Annotated in this window: 14 protein-coding genes; 6 read left to right on the top strand and 8 right to left on the bottom strand. The window is 74.4% G+C overall.

What is annotated here, in order from left to right; all coding sequences use genetic code 11:
- Window positions 1-2: 2 nt before the first annotated feature.
- Window positions 3-1,043, top strand: a complete 1,041-nt coding sequence (locus IW256_RS33255; protein WP_307829268.1) for a sigma-70 family RNA polymerase sigma factor — start codon at window positions 3-5, stop codon at window positions 1,041-1,043.
- Window positions 1,044-1,081: 38 nt separating this feature from the next.
- Window positions 1,082-1,903, top strand: a complete 822-nt coding sequence (locus IW256_RS33260) for an SgcJ/EcaC family oxidoreductase (protein WP_197014707.1) — start codon at window positions 1,082-1,084, stop codon at window positions 1,901-1,903.
- 120 nt (window positions 1,904-2,023) lie between these two features.
- Here IW256_RS33260 and IW256_RS33265 read toward each other — a convergent pair whose 3' ends face one another.
- Window positions 2,024-2,608 carry a TIGR03086 family metal-binding protein gene (locus tag IW256_RS33265; protein WP_197014708.1) on the bottom strand — a complete coding sequence of 195 codons (585 nt, stop codon included), beginning with the start codon at window positions 2,606-2,608 and terminating at the stop codon, window positions 2,024-2,026.
- Between the two features lie 65 nt (window positions 2,609-2,673).
- Here IW256_RS33265 and IW256_RS33270 point away from each other — a divergent pair, with 65 nt between their 5' ends.
- Window positions 2,674-3,453: a helix-turn-helix domain-containing protein gene (locus IW256_RS33270; protein ID WP_197014709.1), complete on the top strand. Its 780-nt coding sequence runs from the start codon at window positions 2,674-2,676 to the stop codon at window positions 3,451-3,453.
- Window positions 3,454-3,491: 38 nt separating this feature from the next.
- Here IW256_RS33270 and IW256_RS33275 read toward each other — a convergent pair whose 3' ends face one another.
- Window positions 3,492-5,618: an MMPL family transporter gene (locus tag IW256_RS33275; RefSeq protein WP_197014710.1), complete on the bottom strand. Its 2,127-nt coding sequence runs from the start codon at window positions 5,616-5,618 to the stop codon at window positions 3,492-3,494.
- Between the two features lie 163 nt (window positions 5,619-5,781).
- On the opposite strand from IW256_RS33275, the gene IW256_RS42485 reads away from it, so the two are divergent.
- The gene (locus tag IW256_RS42485) at window positions 5,782-7,002 is read left to right on the top strand and encodes a sensor histidine kinase (RefSeq protein WP_197014711.1); all 1,221 of its coding nucleotides are present in this window, start codon (window positions 5,782-5,784) and stop codon (window positions 7,000-7,002) included.
- A complete protein-coding gene (locus IW256_RS33285; protein WP_197014712.1) occupies window positions 6,989-7,702 on the top strand; it encodes a response regulator in 714 nt (237 codons plus the stop codon). The genes IW256_RS42485 and IW256_RS33285 overlap by 14 nt, the downstream gene beginning before the upstream one ends.
- 56 nt (window positions 7,703-7,758) lie before the next feature.
- On the opposite strand, the gene IW256_RS33290 is transcribed toward IW256_RS33285, so the two are convergent.
- From IW256_RS33290 to qcrB, 3 genes are all read right to left on the bottom strand, one after another.
- The gene (locus IW256_RS33290; protein ID WP_231404036.1) at window positions 7,759-8,706 is read right to left on the bottom strand and encodes an NADP-dependent oxidoreductase; all 948 of its coding nucleotides are present in this window, start codon (window positions 8,704-8,706) and stop codon (window positions 7,759-7,761) included.
- A gap of 97 nt (window positions 8,707-8,803) precedes the next feature.
- Entirely contained in the window at window positions 8,804-9,586 is a 783-nt protein-coding gene (locus IW256_RS33295) for a hypothetical protein (protein ID WP_197014713.1), read from the bottom strand.
- 64 nt (window positions 9,587-9,650) lie between these two features.
- Window positions 9,651-11,273: a cytochrome bc1 complex cytochrome b subunit gene (qcrB, locus tag IW256_RS33300; RefSeq protein WP_307829269.1), complete on the bottom strand. Its 1,623-nt coding sequence runs from the start codon at window positions 11,271-11,273 to the stop codon at window positions 9,651-9,653.
- Between the two features lie 257 nt (window positions 11,274-11,530).
- On the opposite strand from qcrB, the gene IW256_RS33305 reads away from it, so the two are divergent.
- Window positions 11,531-12,814, top strand: coding sequence for a PucR-like N-terminal domain-containing protein (locus IW256_RS33305; protein ID WP_475652138.1), 1,284 nt, complete (start codon window positions 11,531-11,533; stop codon window positions 12,812-12,814).
- A gap of 16 nt (window positions 12,815-12,830) precedes the next feature.
- Here the strand turns inward: IW256_RS33305 and IW256_RS33310 are convergent, their stop codons facing one another.
- From IW256_RS33310 to IW256_RS33320, 3 genes are all read right to left on the bottom strand, one after another.
- Window positions 12,831-13,919, bottom strand: a complete 1,089-nt coding sequence (locus IW256_RS33310; RefSeq protein ID WP_197014715.1) for a HAMP domain-containing sensor histidine kinase — start codon at window positions 13,917-13,919, stop codon at window positions 12,831-12,833.
- Window positions 13,916-14,623 (bottom strand): response regulator transcription factor, encoded by a 708-nt coding sequence (locus IW256_RS33315; protein ID WP_197014716.1) that lies wholly within the window; start codon window positions 14,621-14,623, stop codon window positions 13,916-13,918. Before IW256_RS33315 ends, IW256_RS33310 begins: the two co-directional genes overlap by 4 nt.
- A 62-nt stretch (window positions 14,624-14,685) precedes the next feature.
- Window positions 14,686-16,167 (bottom strand): glutamate-cysteine ligase family protein, encoded by a 1,482-nt coding sequence (locus IW256_RS33320; protein WP_197014717.1) that lies wholly within the window; start codon window positions 16,165-16,167, stop codon window positions 14,686-14,688.
- Window positions 16,168-16,328 lie beyond the last annotated feature (161 nt).

Raw genomic sequence — 16,328 nt, forward strand, 5'->3', positions numbered from 1 at the left:
GCGTGGAATACGAGACCACCGCGCCCGAGCTGCTGGCCGCCGCGCGCGCCGGTGACGGCGGGGCCTTCGACCGGCTGGTCGGGCCGCTGCGGGACGAGCTGCGCGCGCACTGTTACCGGATGCTGGGCTCGGTCCATGACGCGGAGGACGCCGTCCAGGACACGCTCGACCGGGCCTGGCGGGGCCTGGCACGGTTCGAGGACCGCGGGTCGATCCGGCCCTGGCTCTACAAGATCGCGACGAACCGTTCGCTCACGCTGATCGAACGGCGCGGGCGGCGCGAGCTGCCCGCCGACCTGAGCCCGGGGGGCGCGCCGCTGACCGAGGCGGCCTGGCTGGAGCCGTACCCGGACCGGCTGATGGGCTACACGGCGGACCTGGGCCCGGAGGCCCGCGCGGTGGCGAGGGAGAGCGTGGAACTGGCGTTCGTCGCCGCGCTGCAGCACCTGTCCGCGGGGCAGCGCGCCGCCCTGCTGCTGCGCGACGTCCTCGGGTTCCCCGCCCGGGAGGCCGCCGACCTGCTGGACACCACGGCCGCCGCGGTCGACAGCGCCCTCCAGCGCGCCCGGAGGACGCTCGCCGGGCTCGTCCCGGAGACCGGCCAGCGGCGGACGCTGGACGGGCTGGGCGAGGCGGCGCGGGACCTGGCCCGGCGGTACGCGACCGCCTGGGAGGCCGGGGACGTCGAGGCCATCGTGGCGATGCTGACCGAGGACGCGAAGTACTCGATGCCGCCGCTGACCGCCTGGTACGAGGGCCACGACGGCGTCCGCGGCTTCCTGGCCGAGGCGGTGCGGGGGCGACGCTGGCGCTTCCTCCCGGCCGCCGCCAACGGGCAGCTCGCGTTCGGCACCTACATGTGGGACGACGCCGCGTCCGCCTACGTCGCGGCCGGGCTGGACCTGCTCACGCTCCGCGGGACGCGGATCGCCGAGGTGGTGTCGTTCCTGGACGCGGACCTCCCGGCCTTCGGCCTGCCCGCCGAACTCCCCGGAAACCGGCCCGCCGCACGCGACGAATCCGCGGCCCGGCCCGGGTTGTAGTCCCGACGGAAGCATCACACCGGAAGGACACAACGCCGATGGCCACCGACGAAGAGCAGATCCGCGCACTGATCGAGCGCTGGGCGCGGGCCGTCCACGACGGCGACATGGACGGGGTCCTCGCCGACCACGACGAGGACATCGTGATGTTCGACGTGCCGCCTCCGTACGAGGGCGTGCGCGGGCTCGGCGCCTACCGCGAGACCTGGCCGCCGTTCTTCCGCTGGCAGGCGCAGGGGGCGTCGTTCGAGATCGAGTCGCTGGAGGTCACCGCCGGGGACGGCGTCGCGTTCGCCCACGCCCTGCTGCGGTGCGGCACCGAGGAGGACTTCGCCGGTGACCCCGACAACCGGCTGCGGCTGACGCTGGGGCTCCGCAAGGAGGACGGCCGCTGGGTCGTCGCCCACGAGCACCACTCGTTCCCGATCACCGGCGACGGCGGGGCCGAACGGGAGGTGCGCGAGGTGCACCGGCGGTGGTTCGACGCCACCGCCGCGAAGGACCTGGACGGGCTGATGGCCCCGATCGCCGACGACATCGTCTCCTACGAGCACGAGACCCCGCTCCAGTACGAAGGCGTGGACGCCGTCCGGGAACTGTGCGCGCGCAACCTGAACGCCCCGGTCACCGTCAGCCTGGACGTCCCCGACCTGAGGGTCGCCGTCCGGGGCGATCTCGCGGTCGCGTGGGGGCTCAACCGCGTCCAGGCGACCTTCCCCGATGGAACGACCTCCGACCACTGGTCGCGGGGCACCCGGGTGTTCGAGCGGAGGAACGGCGCCTGGATGATGATCCACCAGCATCTCTCCGTCCCGTTCGACCCGGAGACCGGCGCCGCCGGGACCGGCCTGAGCCCCTGACCCCCGAGTCCCTGAGCCCCCGCCCCCTGAGCCACTGAGCCCCTGAGCGCCCCGGTCCCGGTCCCGGCCCCGGCGCTCAGGCGGCGAAGGTGCCGGAGTGACGCTCAGGCCGCGGAGCGTTCAGGACGGTGGTCTCCAGTGCGGGTCGCGGCCGGAGGCGCCCAGCGCGCGCTCGAAGGCCGGGGCGTCCTCGTCCACCGCGACCGGTTCGGCGAAGCCGTCGTACTGCCGGTACATCTCTGCGTGCTCCTCGACGACCCGGAGCAGGAACGCGCCGGCGTCCGCCGAGACGCGGAACTCCTGCCCGGTCGCCCTCGCGACGTCCCAGCCGTGCACCGCCATCTCCTTGATCACCAGGGAGGCGATGTCGGTGGCCGGGGTCGTCGCGAACCCCAGGTCGATGTCGCCCTCCCATACGGCCGGGTCCGCCCAGGCCGCCACGGCCCGGTCGAGCTGGGCGGCGTACTGCTGGGCCCAGGCGGGATCGGCCGTGAAGTCGCGTTCGGTGAGCGCCTCCGGCAGCTGCTCGCGCAGCGCCCGGTGCTCCAGCCCGTGGGAGGTGTAGAGGACCCAGTGGTTCACCAGCGTCCGCAGATCGAACCCCTCGCACGGAGTCGGGTCGCCCAGCCGGTCCGATCGGACGCCGCGGGCGACGCGGGCGGCCTCGGCGGCGCATTCCTTCATGTAGGCGTGGTACTCGTTCACCCGCCTCACGCTAGGAGCGCCCCGAGGTCCGCTTCTTGGAGAAACGCGCCAAGTATCCTGCCGGCGTGGGGGAGATTGCTCCGGGCGTGCTGTACCCGGACGAGCACGCGACCATCGTTGACCTGGACCGTCGTGTCCCCGGTCCCGCCGTGGCGCGGTTCGTGGAGTTCTACTGGCACGTCCGCTGGAACACGGCCGAGCCCTACGAGACCAAGGTGCTCTCCCACCCGAACGTCCACCTCGTCTTCGAGACGCCGTCCCCCCAGGTCTACGGGGTGGACCGCAATCTCTTCGTACGCCGCCTCCACGGACGCGGCCAGGTCCTCGGCGTCAAGTTCCGGGCCGGGTGCTTCCGCCCGTTCACCGGACGGCCGGTCATCGCGCTGGCCGACCGGCGGGTGCCCGCCCGGGAGTTCTTCGGCCCCGCCGTCGACGAGGTCAACCGCGCCGTCCTCGGGACCACCGACCTCGACGCGATGGCCGACCTGGCCGAGGCGTTCCTCCGCCCCCGCCTGCCCGCCCCCGACCCGGCCGCCGAGGAGGTCGCGGCCATGGCCGGGCGGATGACCGCCGACCCGGCCCTGTTCCGTGTCGACGACGCCGCCGAGATGCTGCACGTCTCCGTCCGCACCCTCCAGCGGCTCTTCGCCGAGTACGTCGGGGCGAGCCCGAAATGGGTGCTGCGCCGCGCCCGCCTCCACGAGGCCGCCGCCCGCGCCGACCGGGGCGACGGCGTCGACTGGGCCTCCCTCGCGGCCGACCTCGGCTACTGCGACCAGTCCCACCTGACCCGCGACTTCACCGCGGTGGTCGGCGTCTCCCCCGCCAGGTACGCCCGCTCATAGCCACCCGGCCGGGTGGCCACGAGCGTTCGCGGTGGCCGTCAACGGCGGCGGTGGGCGGGCCACCAGGTGCGCTCGCCCAGGAGAACGACCAGGGCGGGGACCTGGAACGTCCGGACCAGCAGCGTGTCGACCAGGACGCCGGCGGCGACGGCGATGCCGACCTGCGCCACGGTGACGTCGGGGATCTGCGCCAGCGCGGCGAACGTGCCGGCCAGCACCAGCCCCGCGGCGGTGATGACGCCGCCGGTGGCGGTCAGGCCCCGGCGAACGGCCTGGACGGTCGCCCCCGGGCCGGTGGCGTGGCGGCGTTCCTCGCGGATGCGTTCCATCAGGAAGATGTTGTAGTCGACGCCGAGGGCGACCAGGAACACGAAGATGTACACGAACAGGTCGGCCGCGACGCCCTGGAAATCGAGCAGGTGCGTGAAGGCCAGGGCCGAGACGCCCAGGGACGCGGCGAACGACAGCACGACGGTGGCCAGCAGCATCACCGGCGCGATGATCGAGCGCAGCAGCAACCCGAGGATCAGCGTCACGGCGAGCAGGACCAGCGGCACGATGCGCTTGGTGTCGTCCAGGGCGGCCTGCCGGTAGTCCAGCTGCACCGCGGGCATGCCGCCGACCAGGATGCCGTCCCGCACGGTGTCCATGCGGTCGCGCAGATCGGAGATGGCGGCCTCGGCGGCCTTGCCATAGGCCGGGACGGACAACTCCACCGTGAGGGTGGGCCGGTCGCCGAGGGCCGGGCCGGGCTCGGCGGTGGCCACGTTCGGGGTCGCCGACGCGGCCTGGCGGGCGCCGTCCAGTACGGGGCGTTCCGTGCCCGCGGGGAGGACGACGGTCAGGGGCGCCCCGGTGCCCTGGGGGAAGTGGCGGGCCACGACGTGATGGCCGGTGACCGAGTCGCTGTTCGGCGGGACCTTGTCCAGCGGGTCGGCGCTGACGTGCAGGGCTCCCAGGCCCAGCGCGCCGGCCGCCAGGGCCGCGGTGACCAGCAGCGCCGCCAGGCGGGGCCGGGCGGTGACCCGGTCGGCGACGGCGTGCCAGACGCGGTGCTCGGTGGCGCCGCGCGCGTTCCCCGGGGTGGGGACGCGCGGCCACAGCAGCCACCGTCCGGCGCAGGCCAGCAGGGCGGGCAGCAGGGTGAGCATCGCGGCCAGGGCGACCAGCACGCCGGAGGCGGCGACCGGCCCGAGGCCGCGCAGCCCGGCCAGGTCCGCGACCAGCAGGCACAGCATCCCGGCGATGACGGTGGCGGCGCTCGCGGCGATGGCGGGGGTGGTGCGGCGCAGGGCCTCGGCGATCGCCTCGTGCCGGTCGGGGTGCCGGGCGAGTTCCTCGCGGTAGCGGTTGAGGAGCAGCAGCGCGTAGTCGGTCGCGGCCCCGAACACCAGCACGATCAGGATGGCGGAGGCCAGGTCGGTGACCGCCAGCCCGGCGCGGGCCAGCCCGTACGCGGCGCCCCGCGCCACCATCACCGCCATCCCGGCGGCCACCAGCGGCACCGCCCACAGCACCGGGCTGCGGTAGGTCAGCAGCAGCAGGACGGCGACGATGACCATGCTCGTGAGCAGCAGCGGGCCGTCCACGTCGCCGCCGTCGTTGTCGGTGTCCAGGGCGGCCTCGCCGGTGACACTCGCGGCCAGGCCGGCCGGCGCGTCCTCGGTGATCGACCGGCGCAGCCCCTCGACGGCCTCCGCGACGGTGTCGTCGTCGGCGTGCGCGGGCCGGATCTCCACGGCGAACAGGGCGGCGGCGCCGTCCCGGGACGGCTGCACCGGGCCCTCCACCCGCGTTCCGGCGAGGCCGAGCGCGGCGGCGCGGCGCCGGTCGTCCTCGATCGCCGTACGGTCGGCGGCGGTCAGGGAGCCGCCGTCGGCACGGTGGTAGACGACCAGGGCGGTCTCCGCGCCGGGACGGGCGGGGTCGGGCTCGGCCAGCCGGGCGACCTGGCTGGAGTCGAACCCGCCCGGAAGGTAGGCGGCGGCGTCGTTGCGCTGGACCTCCCCCAGGTCGGCGGCGGCCAGGGTCGCCCCCACCGCCAGCGCGATCCAGCCCAGCAGCACCGCCCACTTGGCCCTCTTCAGCAGCCGTCCCAGGCGGGTCGGGGACGGTGGTGGCGGGTCGGTGGACGTGGTCGTCGTAGGAGTCGTGGTCTTCGGCATGGCAGCCATCGCACCCGCCGGGAAGGTACGGGCACATCGCCGAAACCGGCCGTTGCCGTTCCGGGCGACTCCCTCCCTGGGGGCGGGTGCGGCACCAGGGGCGTCGCCGGTTCATTCTTTCGAGCGATGCCGGGGCGGCCTGGCCGTCCCTAAGGTCAGGGGGGTGAGCAGCCGGAACCCGACGACCGGACGGGCCGCGCTCGGCGCCGCCGCCGACCGGGCCGCGGGCCTGGTCGCGATGGTGCCCGCCGTCATCGACCAGGCCACCACCGACACCTCCGCCGCCGCCTGGGCGGCGCTCGCGGGCTACGGGGTCGTCGCGGCGGCCGGGCTGGCGGTCCGGCGGCACCGGCCGCTGGCGGTGTTCGGCGTGATCCTGGCCGTCCTGGCGGTGGTGGAGGTCGCCGGCGCCGCCGCCGAGGTGAAGCTCAGCGGCCTGGCCGTGCTGCCCGTGGGTTTCGCGCTGTACGCGGTCGGCGCGTACAGCCCCCGGCGGCGCTCGATCGCGGCCGGGGTGCTCGGCGGCGTCCTGATCGCCGGGGGCCTGCTGGTCAACCACCTGACGGCCGCCGAGGAATGGCGGGGCGGCTCGGACGTCCTGGCGTACGTCGCCGTCCTGCCGGTCGCGTGGTCCCTGGGCGTCGCCGCGCACAGCCGCCGCGCGCTGCTGGCCGCCGCCGAGGGCCGCGCCGCGGACGCCCGCGCCCACCAGCACCTCCTGGCCGAGCAGGCCGCCGCCGCCGAACGGGTCCGCATCGCCCGGGACATGCACGACGTGGTCGCCCACTCCCTCACGCTGCTGGTGGTGCATGCCGAGACCCTCCGGGCCCGTTCCGACCGGCTGCCGCCGTGGGCCCGGACCGGCGTCGACGACCTGGCCGCCGCCGGGCGGCAGGCCACCGCGGAGATGCGCGACCTGCTGGGGGTGCTCCGCGACGACACCGGCGGCATCGCGCCCCGGAGCCCGGCCCCCACCCTCGCCGGGCTGGACGAGCTCGCCGACACCGCCCGCCGCTCGGGGAACCCGGTCACCCTCGCCGTCACCGGGCCCGCCGGCCGGCTGCCCCGCCCGGTCCAGCTCGCCGGGTACCGCGTCGTCCAGGAGTGCCTGTCCAACGCGCGCCGGCACGCCCCCGGCGCCGACGTGGACATCCGCCTGGACACCGGTGCGCCCGGGATCGACCTCGAGATCACCTCCGGGCCGCCGCGCGGGCCCGTCCCCGGGCCGGACTCCGCGGCGGGCTCGGGACTGGGACTGGCCGGGCTGGCCGAACGGGTGATCGCCCTCGGCGGGCACCTGTCCGCCGGTCCCACCGCCGGCGGCGGCTTCCGGGTCGCCGCGACCATCCCCGCCACCGAGGGGAGCCACGGTGCCCTCCGGTGACGGCCCGATCCGGGTGGTGATCGCCGACGACGAGCGCGTCGTCCGCGACGGCCTGCGCGCCATCCTGGAGACGCAGGAGGACATCATCGTCGCCGGCACCGCCGTGGACGGCCACGACGCCCTGCGGCTGTGCGCCCCGCCGCGTCCCGACGTGCTCCTGCTGGACGTCCGCATGCCCGGCCTCGACGGGCTGCAGGTCCTGGCCGCGCTCGCCGGCTCCGGCGCCGTCGGCCCGGACGGCATCGGCGTCGTCATGCTCACCACGTTCGACATGGACGACTACATCCAGGAGGCCCTCACCCGCGGCGCGGGCGGTTTCCTGCTGAAGACCAGCTCCTACGAGGAACTGCTGATCGCCGTGCGCGCCGCCGCGGCCGGGGAGGCGGCGCTGAGCCCCAGCGTCGCCCGCCGCGTGATCGGCGGCTACGTGGACCACCACCGCGCCCTGCGCGCGGCGTCCGCCGAGCCCGCCGCCGGGGCCCGGCCCGCCGACCCGGCCCTCGCCCGGCTGCACGACCTCACCCCGCGCGAGCACGACGTCCTGGGGCTGCTGGCCGAAGGGCTGAGCAACCAGGACATCGCCACCCGGCTGCGGGTGTCCAAGCACACCGTCAAATCGCACGTCAGCCGGATCCTGACCAAGCTCGGCCTGCGCAGCCGCGGCCAGGCCGCCGCCCTGGCCCGCCGCCACCACCCCTGACCCCGCTGGTGGACCCCCGGCGGCGGCGGGGACCCACTCGGAACGGCCTCAGGGCCTCAGGGGACGAGGACGGTCTTGCCGTTCAGGCGGCCCGCCTCGGCGTCGCGGTGCACGTCGGCGAGGTCGGCGAGCGGGCGGGCCGTGACGTCCACCCGCACCGCCCCGGCGTCGATGAGGGCGACCAGTTCGGCGAGCTGGGCGGCGTCGTTGCGGGCGACGAAGCGCGTCGCGGTCGCCCCCGACCCCGCCGGGAGCTCCACCGGGACGGTGATCGAGACGAGCGCGCCGCCCGGCCGGACCAGCGGCCCGAACGCGGCGGCCTCCGCCGGCGGGATCGCGGCGAGGTTGAGGACCAGGTCCACCGGGCCGTCCACGGCCTCGTGCGGCGCGGTGCGCGTCCGGTCGACCACCCGCTCGACGCCGTACCCGCGGAGCCGGTCCGCGCCGCGCGGCCCGGCGACGGCGATCACCCGCGCCCCCGCGTGCCGGGCGAGCTGCACGGCGAACATGCCCACGCCCCCGCCCGCGCCGTTGATCAGGACGCGGTCGCCCGCCGCGAGGTCGGCGTGCTCGAACAGCGCCTGCCACGCGGTGAGGCCCGCGACCGGCACCGCCGCGGCGTGCGCGAGCGGGATCGAGGCGGGGGCGCGCACCAGGTCGGCGGCGGGGGCGGCGACGTACTCGGCCGCCGCCCCGCCCCGGTCGAGCCGGCCCACCACCCGGTCGCCGGGACCGAGCCCCGGCACGCCGCCGCCCGCCGCGACGACCGTCCCGGCGGCCTCGGAGCCGAGGACGAACGGCGGCTCCATCGGGACCACGTCCCGCATGAGCCCGGCCCGGAAGCCGATGTCGGACGGGTTGAACGCGGCGGCGGCCACCCGGACGAGCACCTCGCCCGGACCGGGCACCGGACGGGGCACCTCCTCGTAGCGGATCACGTCGGGCGCCCCGAAGGCGTGGACGCGCGCCGCCATCATCGTCGTTCCGGCAGGGGATGAGGTCATGGATGTTCCCGTCTCGGCGGAGGTCAATGATCTCGACCGTACGGCTTACGCGCGGGACGACGAATACCGGAGGATCACCGATTCGTGCGTGATCGTCTCACCAGTCGAGGAACAGGCCGTACCCTTCCGCCCGCGCCCGGTCCATCCAGTCCAGGACGTCGGCCAGGTCCGGGGATCCGAGCGCCTCGTCCAGGTACGCGCCGAAGCCGGGCGGCCGGGTGACGTACACCCTCTGGCCGCGCGGGACGCGGTGGTTCCAGGCACGCGCGAGCGCGACGGCCGCCTCGTGGCCAGGGGGATCGGGCGGCGGCGGGGGATCGGGCGGCGGGGGATCGGCTCCCCAGTGCGGGGCGGGTGACACGACCGGGACCGGCACGGCCAGGATCCGTTCGCGGACCTCGACCAGCTCCGGGCGGGTGGCCCACGCGTTGGTACGGTCCCGTGCGGCCAGCGCGCGGGCACGCAGCTCCGACCATTCCAGTGCGAGCCGCCAGGACGTCGCGTACCGGTACCAGGCCCGCAGATACGCGCGATGGGCGCCGCCCCGGACCCGGTCCAGGTGCGAGCGCCAGCCGTCCAGCAGGCCGGGCAGCTCGTCGGGCAGGTGGCTCCGGTAGGCCGCCAGCCGCCACTCGGCGGGGAGCGCCGGGTTCAGCGTCACCAGCATGACGCGCCGCCCGCTGTCGGGCCCACGGTCGATCTCGACCTGGCCGGCCAGTTCCGTGGAGCCGGGTCCGGGCTCGGTGAGCAGGTGGTCGAACTCCCCCTCGTACCAGTGGCCGCTCGCCGCGAAGGCCGCCGCCTGCGCGTCGGCCAGCGCGGCCAGGCGGGCCCTGGACACGCCCGGCCGGGGCCGCATCCGTATCCAGTCCACGCCCACGCCGCCAGCGTAGAGAAGGCGGGGCGGAGGCCGTACCCCTCCGCCGTACCCGTCCGCCCACGCGTTACCGCTCGACGGCCTTGCGCTCCCTCTCGCCGTCCCCCGGGTGTTCGGGCAGGTCGGCCAGGAAGCGGCGGTTGAGGGCGAGGCGGACCCTGCCGAGCCGGGTGCGCGCCCGCGGCGCCTTGACGCCCTCCAGTTCGGGACGGCTGAGGGAGATCGCCGCGGGCGGCCGGGCGTCGGTGATGGACGCCGTGGACTCCTCGTCGAGATGCCGGTCGACCTCGATGTACTCGCCGTTCGGCAGCCGCCGGATGACGCCGGTCTCCAGGCCGTGCTCCACCAGGGCGCGGTCGCGGCGCTGCAGGCCCATGCAGACCCGGTACGCGATGAAGTAGGCGATGACCGGCCCCACCAGGAACGTCACCCGGAAGAACCAGGTCGTCCAGAACAGCGGGATGTCGAACTTGTAGGCGATGAGGTCGTTGGCGCCCGCGAGCCAGAGCACGCCGTAGAAGACCACGCCGCCGGCGCCGATGCCGGTGCGGACGGGGACGTCGCGGGGCCGGTCGAGCAGGTGGTGGATCTGGTGGTCGCCGGTCACCCACCGTTCGAGGAACGGGTAGATCGCCAGCCCGGTGAACAGCAGGCCCGGGACCACCAGGGCGGGGATGAGCACGTTCATCGGCACCGTGTGGCCCCACGCGTCGATCTCCCAGGCGGGCATCAGCCGCAGCGAGCCCTCCAGCCAGCCCATGTACCAGTCCGGCTGGGAGCCCGCGCTGATCGCGCCCGGGTCGTACGGGCCGAACAGCCAGATCGGGTTGATCTGGAAGAAGGCGGCCAGCAGCGCCGTCACCCCGAAGACCCACAGGAAGTACGCGGTGGTCTTGGCGATGAACACCGGGTAGAACGGGTAGCCCCGCACGGTCCGGTTGGTGCTGCCCTTGCCGGGGTACTGCGTGTGCGTCTGCCGCCAGGTCAGCACCACGGCGTGCAGCGGGATCAGGGCCAGCAGGATGCCCGGGATGAGCAGGATGTGGACGACGTACAGCCTCGGGATGATCAGGTCGCCGGGGAACTCGCCGCCGAACACCCACATCGACACGTACGTTCCGATCACCGGGAGCGACAGCAGCACGCCCTCCAGGATCCGCAGCCCGGTGCCCGACAGCAGGTCGTCGGGGAGCGTGTAGCCGAACAGCCCGTTCACCATCACCAGCATGAAGAGCAGGACGCCGATCACCCAGTTCAGCTCGCGCGGTTTGCGGAACGCGCCGGTGAAGAAGTTCCGCAACAGGTGGACGACGATCGCCGCCAGGAAGATGATCGTCGACCAGTGGTGGATCTGCCGCATCAGCAGGCCGCCGCGCACATCGAAGCTGATGTGCAGGGTGGAGGCGTACGCCTCGCTCATCAGCACACCGCGGAGCGGCCCGTAGGAGCCGTCGTAGATGATCTCGGACATGCTCGGCCGGAAGAAGAGGGTGAGGAAGACCCCGGTCACGATGACGACCGCGAAGGAGTACATCGCGATCTCCCCGAGCAGGAAGGTCCAGTGATCGGGGAACGCCTTGCGCATCGCCTTGCGGGCGAACCCGGCCGCCCCGAAGCGCTCGTCCATCGCGCGGCCCGGTCCCGCCAGCGCCTTCGGCGGTCGCGTTTCACCGCCCTGGTGTGTCGCCACGCCGACCTCCCCCACGGACGGCCCGTCCGGGACCGCCCTTCACCTCGGTGGTGCTCTCGAAGTCGCACTACCCGGGGTGACGGGCCGCTGACCGCCGAAGTGACACCCCGGCATTCGGACGGACCGAATCCGGTCGAAACCCGCACGTGGTCTTTGCTTTCGCGGCATCAAGGGGACATGATTTTCACCACATAAGCCGCATAAGTGAGCAATTACCCCGCGTGTTTGATCTGCGACACCGGGGATCGGGAGGCACTGTGGTCGAGGAGGGATCCGGCGCCTTCGGGCGGTCCTGGCATGAATTGCCCCGGGAACTGGCCGATCACATGCGATCGCACCTGGACGAGGTCGCCGACGACATGCTCAACCAGATCCGGTCCCGGATCAGCGAGTACGACCGGCCCGCCGACGGCGCCTATTCCGGAACGGCCCGCCAGGCCGTCGAGAGGGTCCTGCACTACTTCGTGGACCGGGTGGCCGACCCCGGCCACGACTCCGCACCGGTGACCGATTTCTTCCGCGCGATCGGGCGCGGCGAGGCTGCCGAGGGGCGCAGCCTGGACGCGATGCAGAGCGCCATGAGGATCGGGGGCATGGTCGCCTGGCGGCGCCTCACCGAGGGCGCGGCGGTACTGGAGGTGTCGCCGCGCACCCTGGGCACGGTCGGCGAGGTCCTGATGCAGTTCCAGGACGAGCTGGCCGCGGCCGCCGCCGAGGGCTTCTCGCAGGCCAAGGCCGCCGCGGCCGGGGAGATGCAGCGGCGCCGCAAGCGGCTCCTGGACCTGCTGTTCGCCGACCCCCCGGTGGGGCCGGAGGCGATCGCCGACCTCGCCGCCGCGGCGCACTGGCCGGTGCCCCGCACGGTCGCCGCCGTGGCCCTGGGCCGCCCGGCGGGGGAGGCGCGCGCCCCCGCCTTCCCGCCCGACATCCTGGCCGACCTCACCCGCCGCACGCCCAGCCTGATCATCCCCGACCCGGACGGCCCCGGCCGCGCCGGCGTGGTGGACCGCACGCTCAACGGATGCCTGGCGGTGATCGGGCCGACCGTGCCGGTCGCCGAGGCGGCCCGGTCCATCCAGTGGGCCCGCAAGACCCTCGGCCTGGTGGAACGCGGCGTCATCGGCGCGTCCACCGGCGTGATCCGCAGCGTCGAGCACATGTCCACGCTGATCCTCTTCCAGGACGAGGAACTGATCACCTCGCTGGCCGAGCTGCGCCTGGCGCCGCTGGCCCACCTGCGCCCCGGCCAGCAGGACCGGCTGGCCGAGACCCTGCTGGCCTGGCTCCAGTCCGGGCGCAACGCCAACGAGGTCGCGATGCGGCTGCACGTCCACCCGCAGACCGTCCGGTACCGGCTGCGCCAGCTGGAGGAGCTGTTCGGCGACCAGCTGCTCGACCCCGACCTGCGCTTCGACCTGGAGATCGTGCTGCGCGCCCGCGCCCTGCTCACCGAGCACGACGAGGACGGCGCCCGGCCCGCCGCCCGCGCGGCGGCCGGGGGCTCCGGCGGGACCGGCGACGTGGTCGGCCTCGGCCGCTGAGCGTCCGGCCCGCCCGTCACGCGGGCGGGGACGGCGCGGGGATGATCACCCGGATCCGGCAGCCGCGCGGGGTGTCGACGACCTGGATGTCGCCGCCGTGCAGCTCGACCGCCCAGCGGGCGATGGCCAGGCCGAGACCGGTGCCGCCGCCCGGGGTGCCGACCCGGGCGCCGGGCGTGGCCGCGCCCCGGGAGAAGCGCTCGAAGACCCGCGCCCGCTCGCCCGGCGGGATGCCGGGCCCCTCGTCGGCGACCTCCAGGACCAGCCCGGTGGCGCCGGGACGATCGCCCGCGAGGGGCGCGGCGGTCACGGTGACCGGGCCCTCCGGCGGGCCGTGCCGCGCCGCGTTGTCCAGCAGGTTGGCCACCACCTGGTGCAGGCGGTCGCGGTCCGCCCGCGCCCGCAGCCCCGGCGGCACGCTCGTCTCGAACCGGGTCTCCGGACGGCCCGCGGCGGCCTCCGCGGTGACCTCGGCGACGAACGCGGCCACGTCGATCTCGCTCGGCTCCAGCCCGGCCGCCCCCGCGTCCACCCGGGACAGGTCCAGCAGCTGGGTGACCAGGCGGCCGAGCCGCTCGGTCTGGTCGAGCGCCGACTCCAGGACCCGCGGTGTGGCGGGCGTGACGCCGTCGGCGACGTTCTCCAGCACCGCCCGCAGCGCGCTGATCGGGGTGCGCAGCTCGTGCGAGACGTTGGCCACGAACTCCCGGCGCTGCCGCTCCACCTCCGCCAGGTCCGCGGCCATCCGGTTGAACGCCTGGGCCAGCTCGCCCACCTCGTCCCGCGAGGTGGCCCGGACCCGGCGGCTGTAGTCGCCGCGCGCCATCGCCCGCGCGGCGGCGGTCATCTCGCGCAGCGGCGCCGTCATCCCGTGCGCGATGAGCTGCGTCACCCCCAGCGAGATGAGCACCCCGACCGGGAGCGTGTGGCGGGCCCGGAAACCCAGCAGGTACCCCCACAGCACGATGAGAATGGCCGTGCAGGCCGTCACCACCGCCACGACGCCGAACTTCACCTTGATCGAACGCAGCGGGTCCAGGGGGCGGGGCAGCTTCGTCCACAGCCTGTGGACGGCCCGGCGGGACGTGCCGTCCCGGCCGCTCATGCCGGGATCTCCAGGCAGTAGCCGACGCCGTGCACGGTACGGATGAGGTCGGCGCCCAGCTTGCGGCGCAGCGCCTTGACGTGGCTGTCCACCGCGCGGGTGCCCGACGCTCCGGCCCAGTCCCAGACCTGTTCGAGCAGGACGGCGCGGGTGAGCACGGCGCCGCTGTTGCGGGCCAGGCAGGCGAGCAGCTCGAACTCGGTCGGGGTGAGATGCACCTCGCGGCCGTCCCGCCGTACCCGCCGCGCCCTCGGGTCGATCTCCAGCGGTCCCGCGCGCAGCGGCCCGGCCGCTCCGGCCGCCGCCCCGGCCGCGGGCCCGCCCGCCGGCCGCTCGGCCCGGCGCAGCACCGCGCGGATCCTGGCGGCCAGCTCGCGCATGCTGAACGGCTTGGTGATGTAGTCGTCGGCGCCCACGCCCAGGCCCACCAGCAGGTCGGTCTCGTCGTCCCTGGCGGTGAGCATCAGCACCGGGACGGGCCGTTCCGCCTGCACCCGCCGGCACACCTCCAGCCCGTCGAAACCGGGCAGCATGAGGTCCAGGACGATCAGGTCGGGCGTCCAGGTCCGGGCCCGTTCCACGGCGGACGGCCCGTCGGCGGCGATCTCCGCCGCGAAGCCCTCCGCCGCGAGCCGGTCCGCCACCGCCCGCGCGAGGGTCGGCTCGTCTTCGACGACCAGAATGCGCCGTTCGTTCCCAGTCACACGCCGACTTTACGCAGGCCCCGTGGGTGCCTCCGGCGGGAGATGTGGGGGTCCTGTGAAGATCAGGGCCCGATCGGCCAGGTGTGGACGGGCGCGTTGGTGTGCATGTGCCGGACGTAGCTCTGGGTCATCAGCCGCAGCGCCTCGTGCCGCTCGGTGCCGAACGACTCCTCGATCGCCTCGACCGTCGCGATCTGCCAGGACGCGCCGGTCTGCCCGGTGGCGCAGCGCCCCTCGATGATCCCCAGCAGCCGGTCCCGGCGGGACGGGTCGACGCCCCACCGGGTCAGGCCCTCGTGCGCCAGCGGCAGCAGCGTGCGCTGCACCAGCTCGGAGGCGGGCATCTCGCCGACCCCCGGCCAGTAGAGGACGGCGTCGATGCCGTCGCGCGCGGCCCGGTGCAGGTTGTCGGCCGCGGTGGCGAACGACATCCGCGTCCACACCGGGCGCTCCTCCTCGGCCAGCGCCCGCACGAGGCCGTAGTAGAAGGCGCCGTTGGCGACGACGTCCGCGACGGTCGGGCCGGCCGGGAGCACCCGGTTCTCCACGCGCAGGTGGGGCCGCCCGTTGACGACCGCGTAGATCGGGCGGTTCCAGCGGTAGACCGTGCCGTTGTGCAGGCTCAGCTCGGCCAGTTCCGGGATGCCGCCCGCCTCCAGCACCTCCACCGGGTCCTCGTCCTCGCACAGCGGGAGCAGGGAGGGGAAGTAGCGGGTGTTCTCCTCGAACAGGTCGAACACCGACGTGATCCACCGTTCGCCGAACCACACCCGGGGCCGTACGCCCTGGCTCTTCAGCTCGTCCGGCCGGGTGTCGGTGGACTGCTCGAACAGGGTGATGCGGGTCTCGTGCCAGAGCCGGTGCTCGAACAGGAACGGCGAGTTGGCGGCCAGCGCGACCTGCGGCCCGGCGATCGCCTGCGCGGCGTTCCAGTAGTCGCCGAAGTGGTCGGGGCTGACCTGGAGGTGGAACTGGACGCTGGTGCAGGCGGCCTCGGGGGTGATGTTGTCGGCGTGCATCCGCAGCGGCTCGGGCCCGTCCACCGCGATCCGCATCTCCTCGCCCCGCGCGGCGAAGATCTGGTCGTTGAGCATCTTGTAGCGGGCGTTGGACGACAGCGACTCCTCGCCGATGTCCCCGCGGCGCAGCGTGGGCAGGATGCCGACCATCACCAGGTGGGCGCCGACCTCCCGGGCCCGCGCGTCGGCCCGGTTGAGCAGGTCGCGGACCTCGGCCTCCAGCTCGCCGGTGCCGGCCCCGCCCAGCTCCCGCGGGGGGATGTTGATCTCCAGGTTGAACTGGCCGAGCTCGGTGGCCCAGGCCGGATCGGCGATGGCCTTGAGCACGTCGGCGTTGCGCATCAGCGGGTCGCCCATGGCGTCGATCAGGTTGAGCTCGATCTCCAGGCCGATGTGCGGGCGCTCGAAGTCGAACTGCGACTCGCCCAGCATGCGCGCGAGCACGTCGAGGCAGCGCCGGACCTTGTCGCGGTACCGGCGCCGGTCCTCACCACTGATGGTGGTGGGGGTCACATCCCTGCCCATATGTCCCGCCCTGTCGCTTTGATGCTGGTGCTAAGGATCGGATGTCCCGCTGGGCGTCCGCGAAACCCGCGAAGCCGGTTTCGGCCGGACCGATGTGCGGCGAAACGCAGGTCCTGGAACGGTTCGCCCTCCGTTCGCGCGCTCTCGGTACCTTTGTGCGG

This window comes from Actinomadura viridis (assembly GCF_015751755.1).
GTDB classification, from domain to species: domain Bacteria; phylum Actinomycetota; class Actinomycetes; order Streptosporangiales; family Streptosporangiaceae; genus Spirillospora; species Spirillospora viridis.

What these genes read in the sequence shown, in the direction of transcription:
- IW256_RS33260 (WP_197014707.1), top strand. Translation starts at nt 1,082, where the DNA reads ATGGCCACCGACGAAGAGCAGATCCGCGCACTGATCGAGCGCTGGGCG.
- IW256_RS33275 (WP_197014710.1), bottom strand. Translation starts at nt 5,618, where the DNA reads ATGCCGAAGACCACGACTCCTACGACGACCACGTCCACCGACCCGCCA.
- IW256_RS33290 (WP_231404036.1), bottom strand. Translation starts at nt 8,706, where the DNA reads ATGACCTCATCCCCTGCCGGAACGACGATGATGGCGGCGCGCGTCCAC.
- IW256_RS33310 (WP_197014715.1), bottom strand. Translation starts at nt 13,919, where the DNA reads ATGAGCGGCCGGGACGGCACGTCCCGCCGGGCCGTCCACAGGCTGTGG.
- IW256_RS33320 (WP_197014717.1), bottom strand. Translation starts at nt 16,167, where the DNA reads ATGGGCAGGGATGTGACCCCCACCACCATCAGTGGTGAGGACCGGCGC.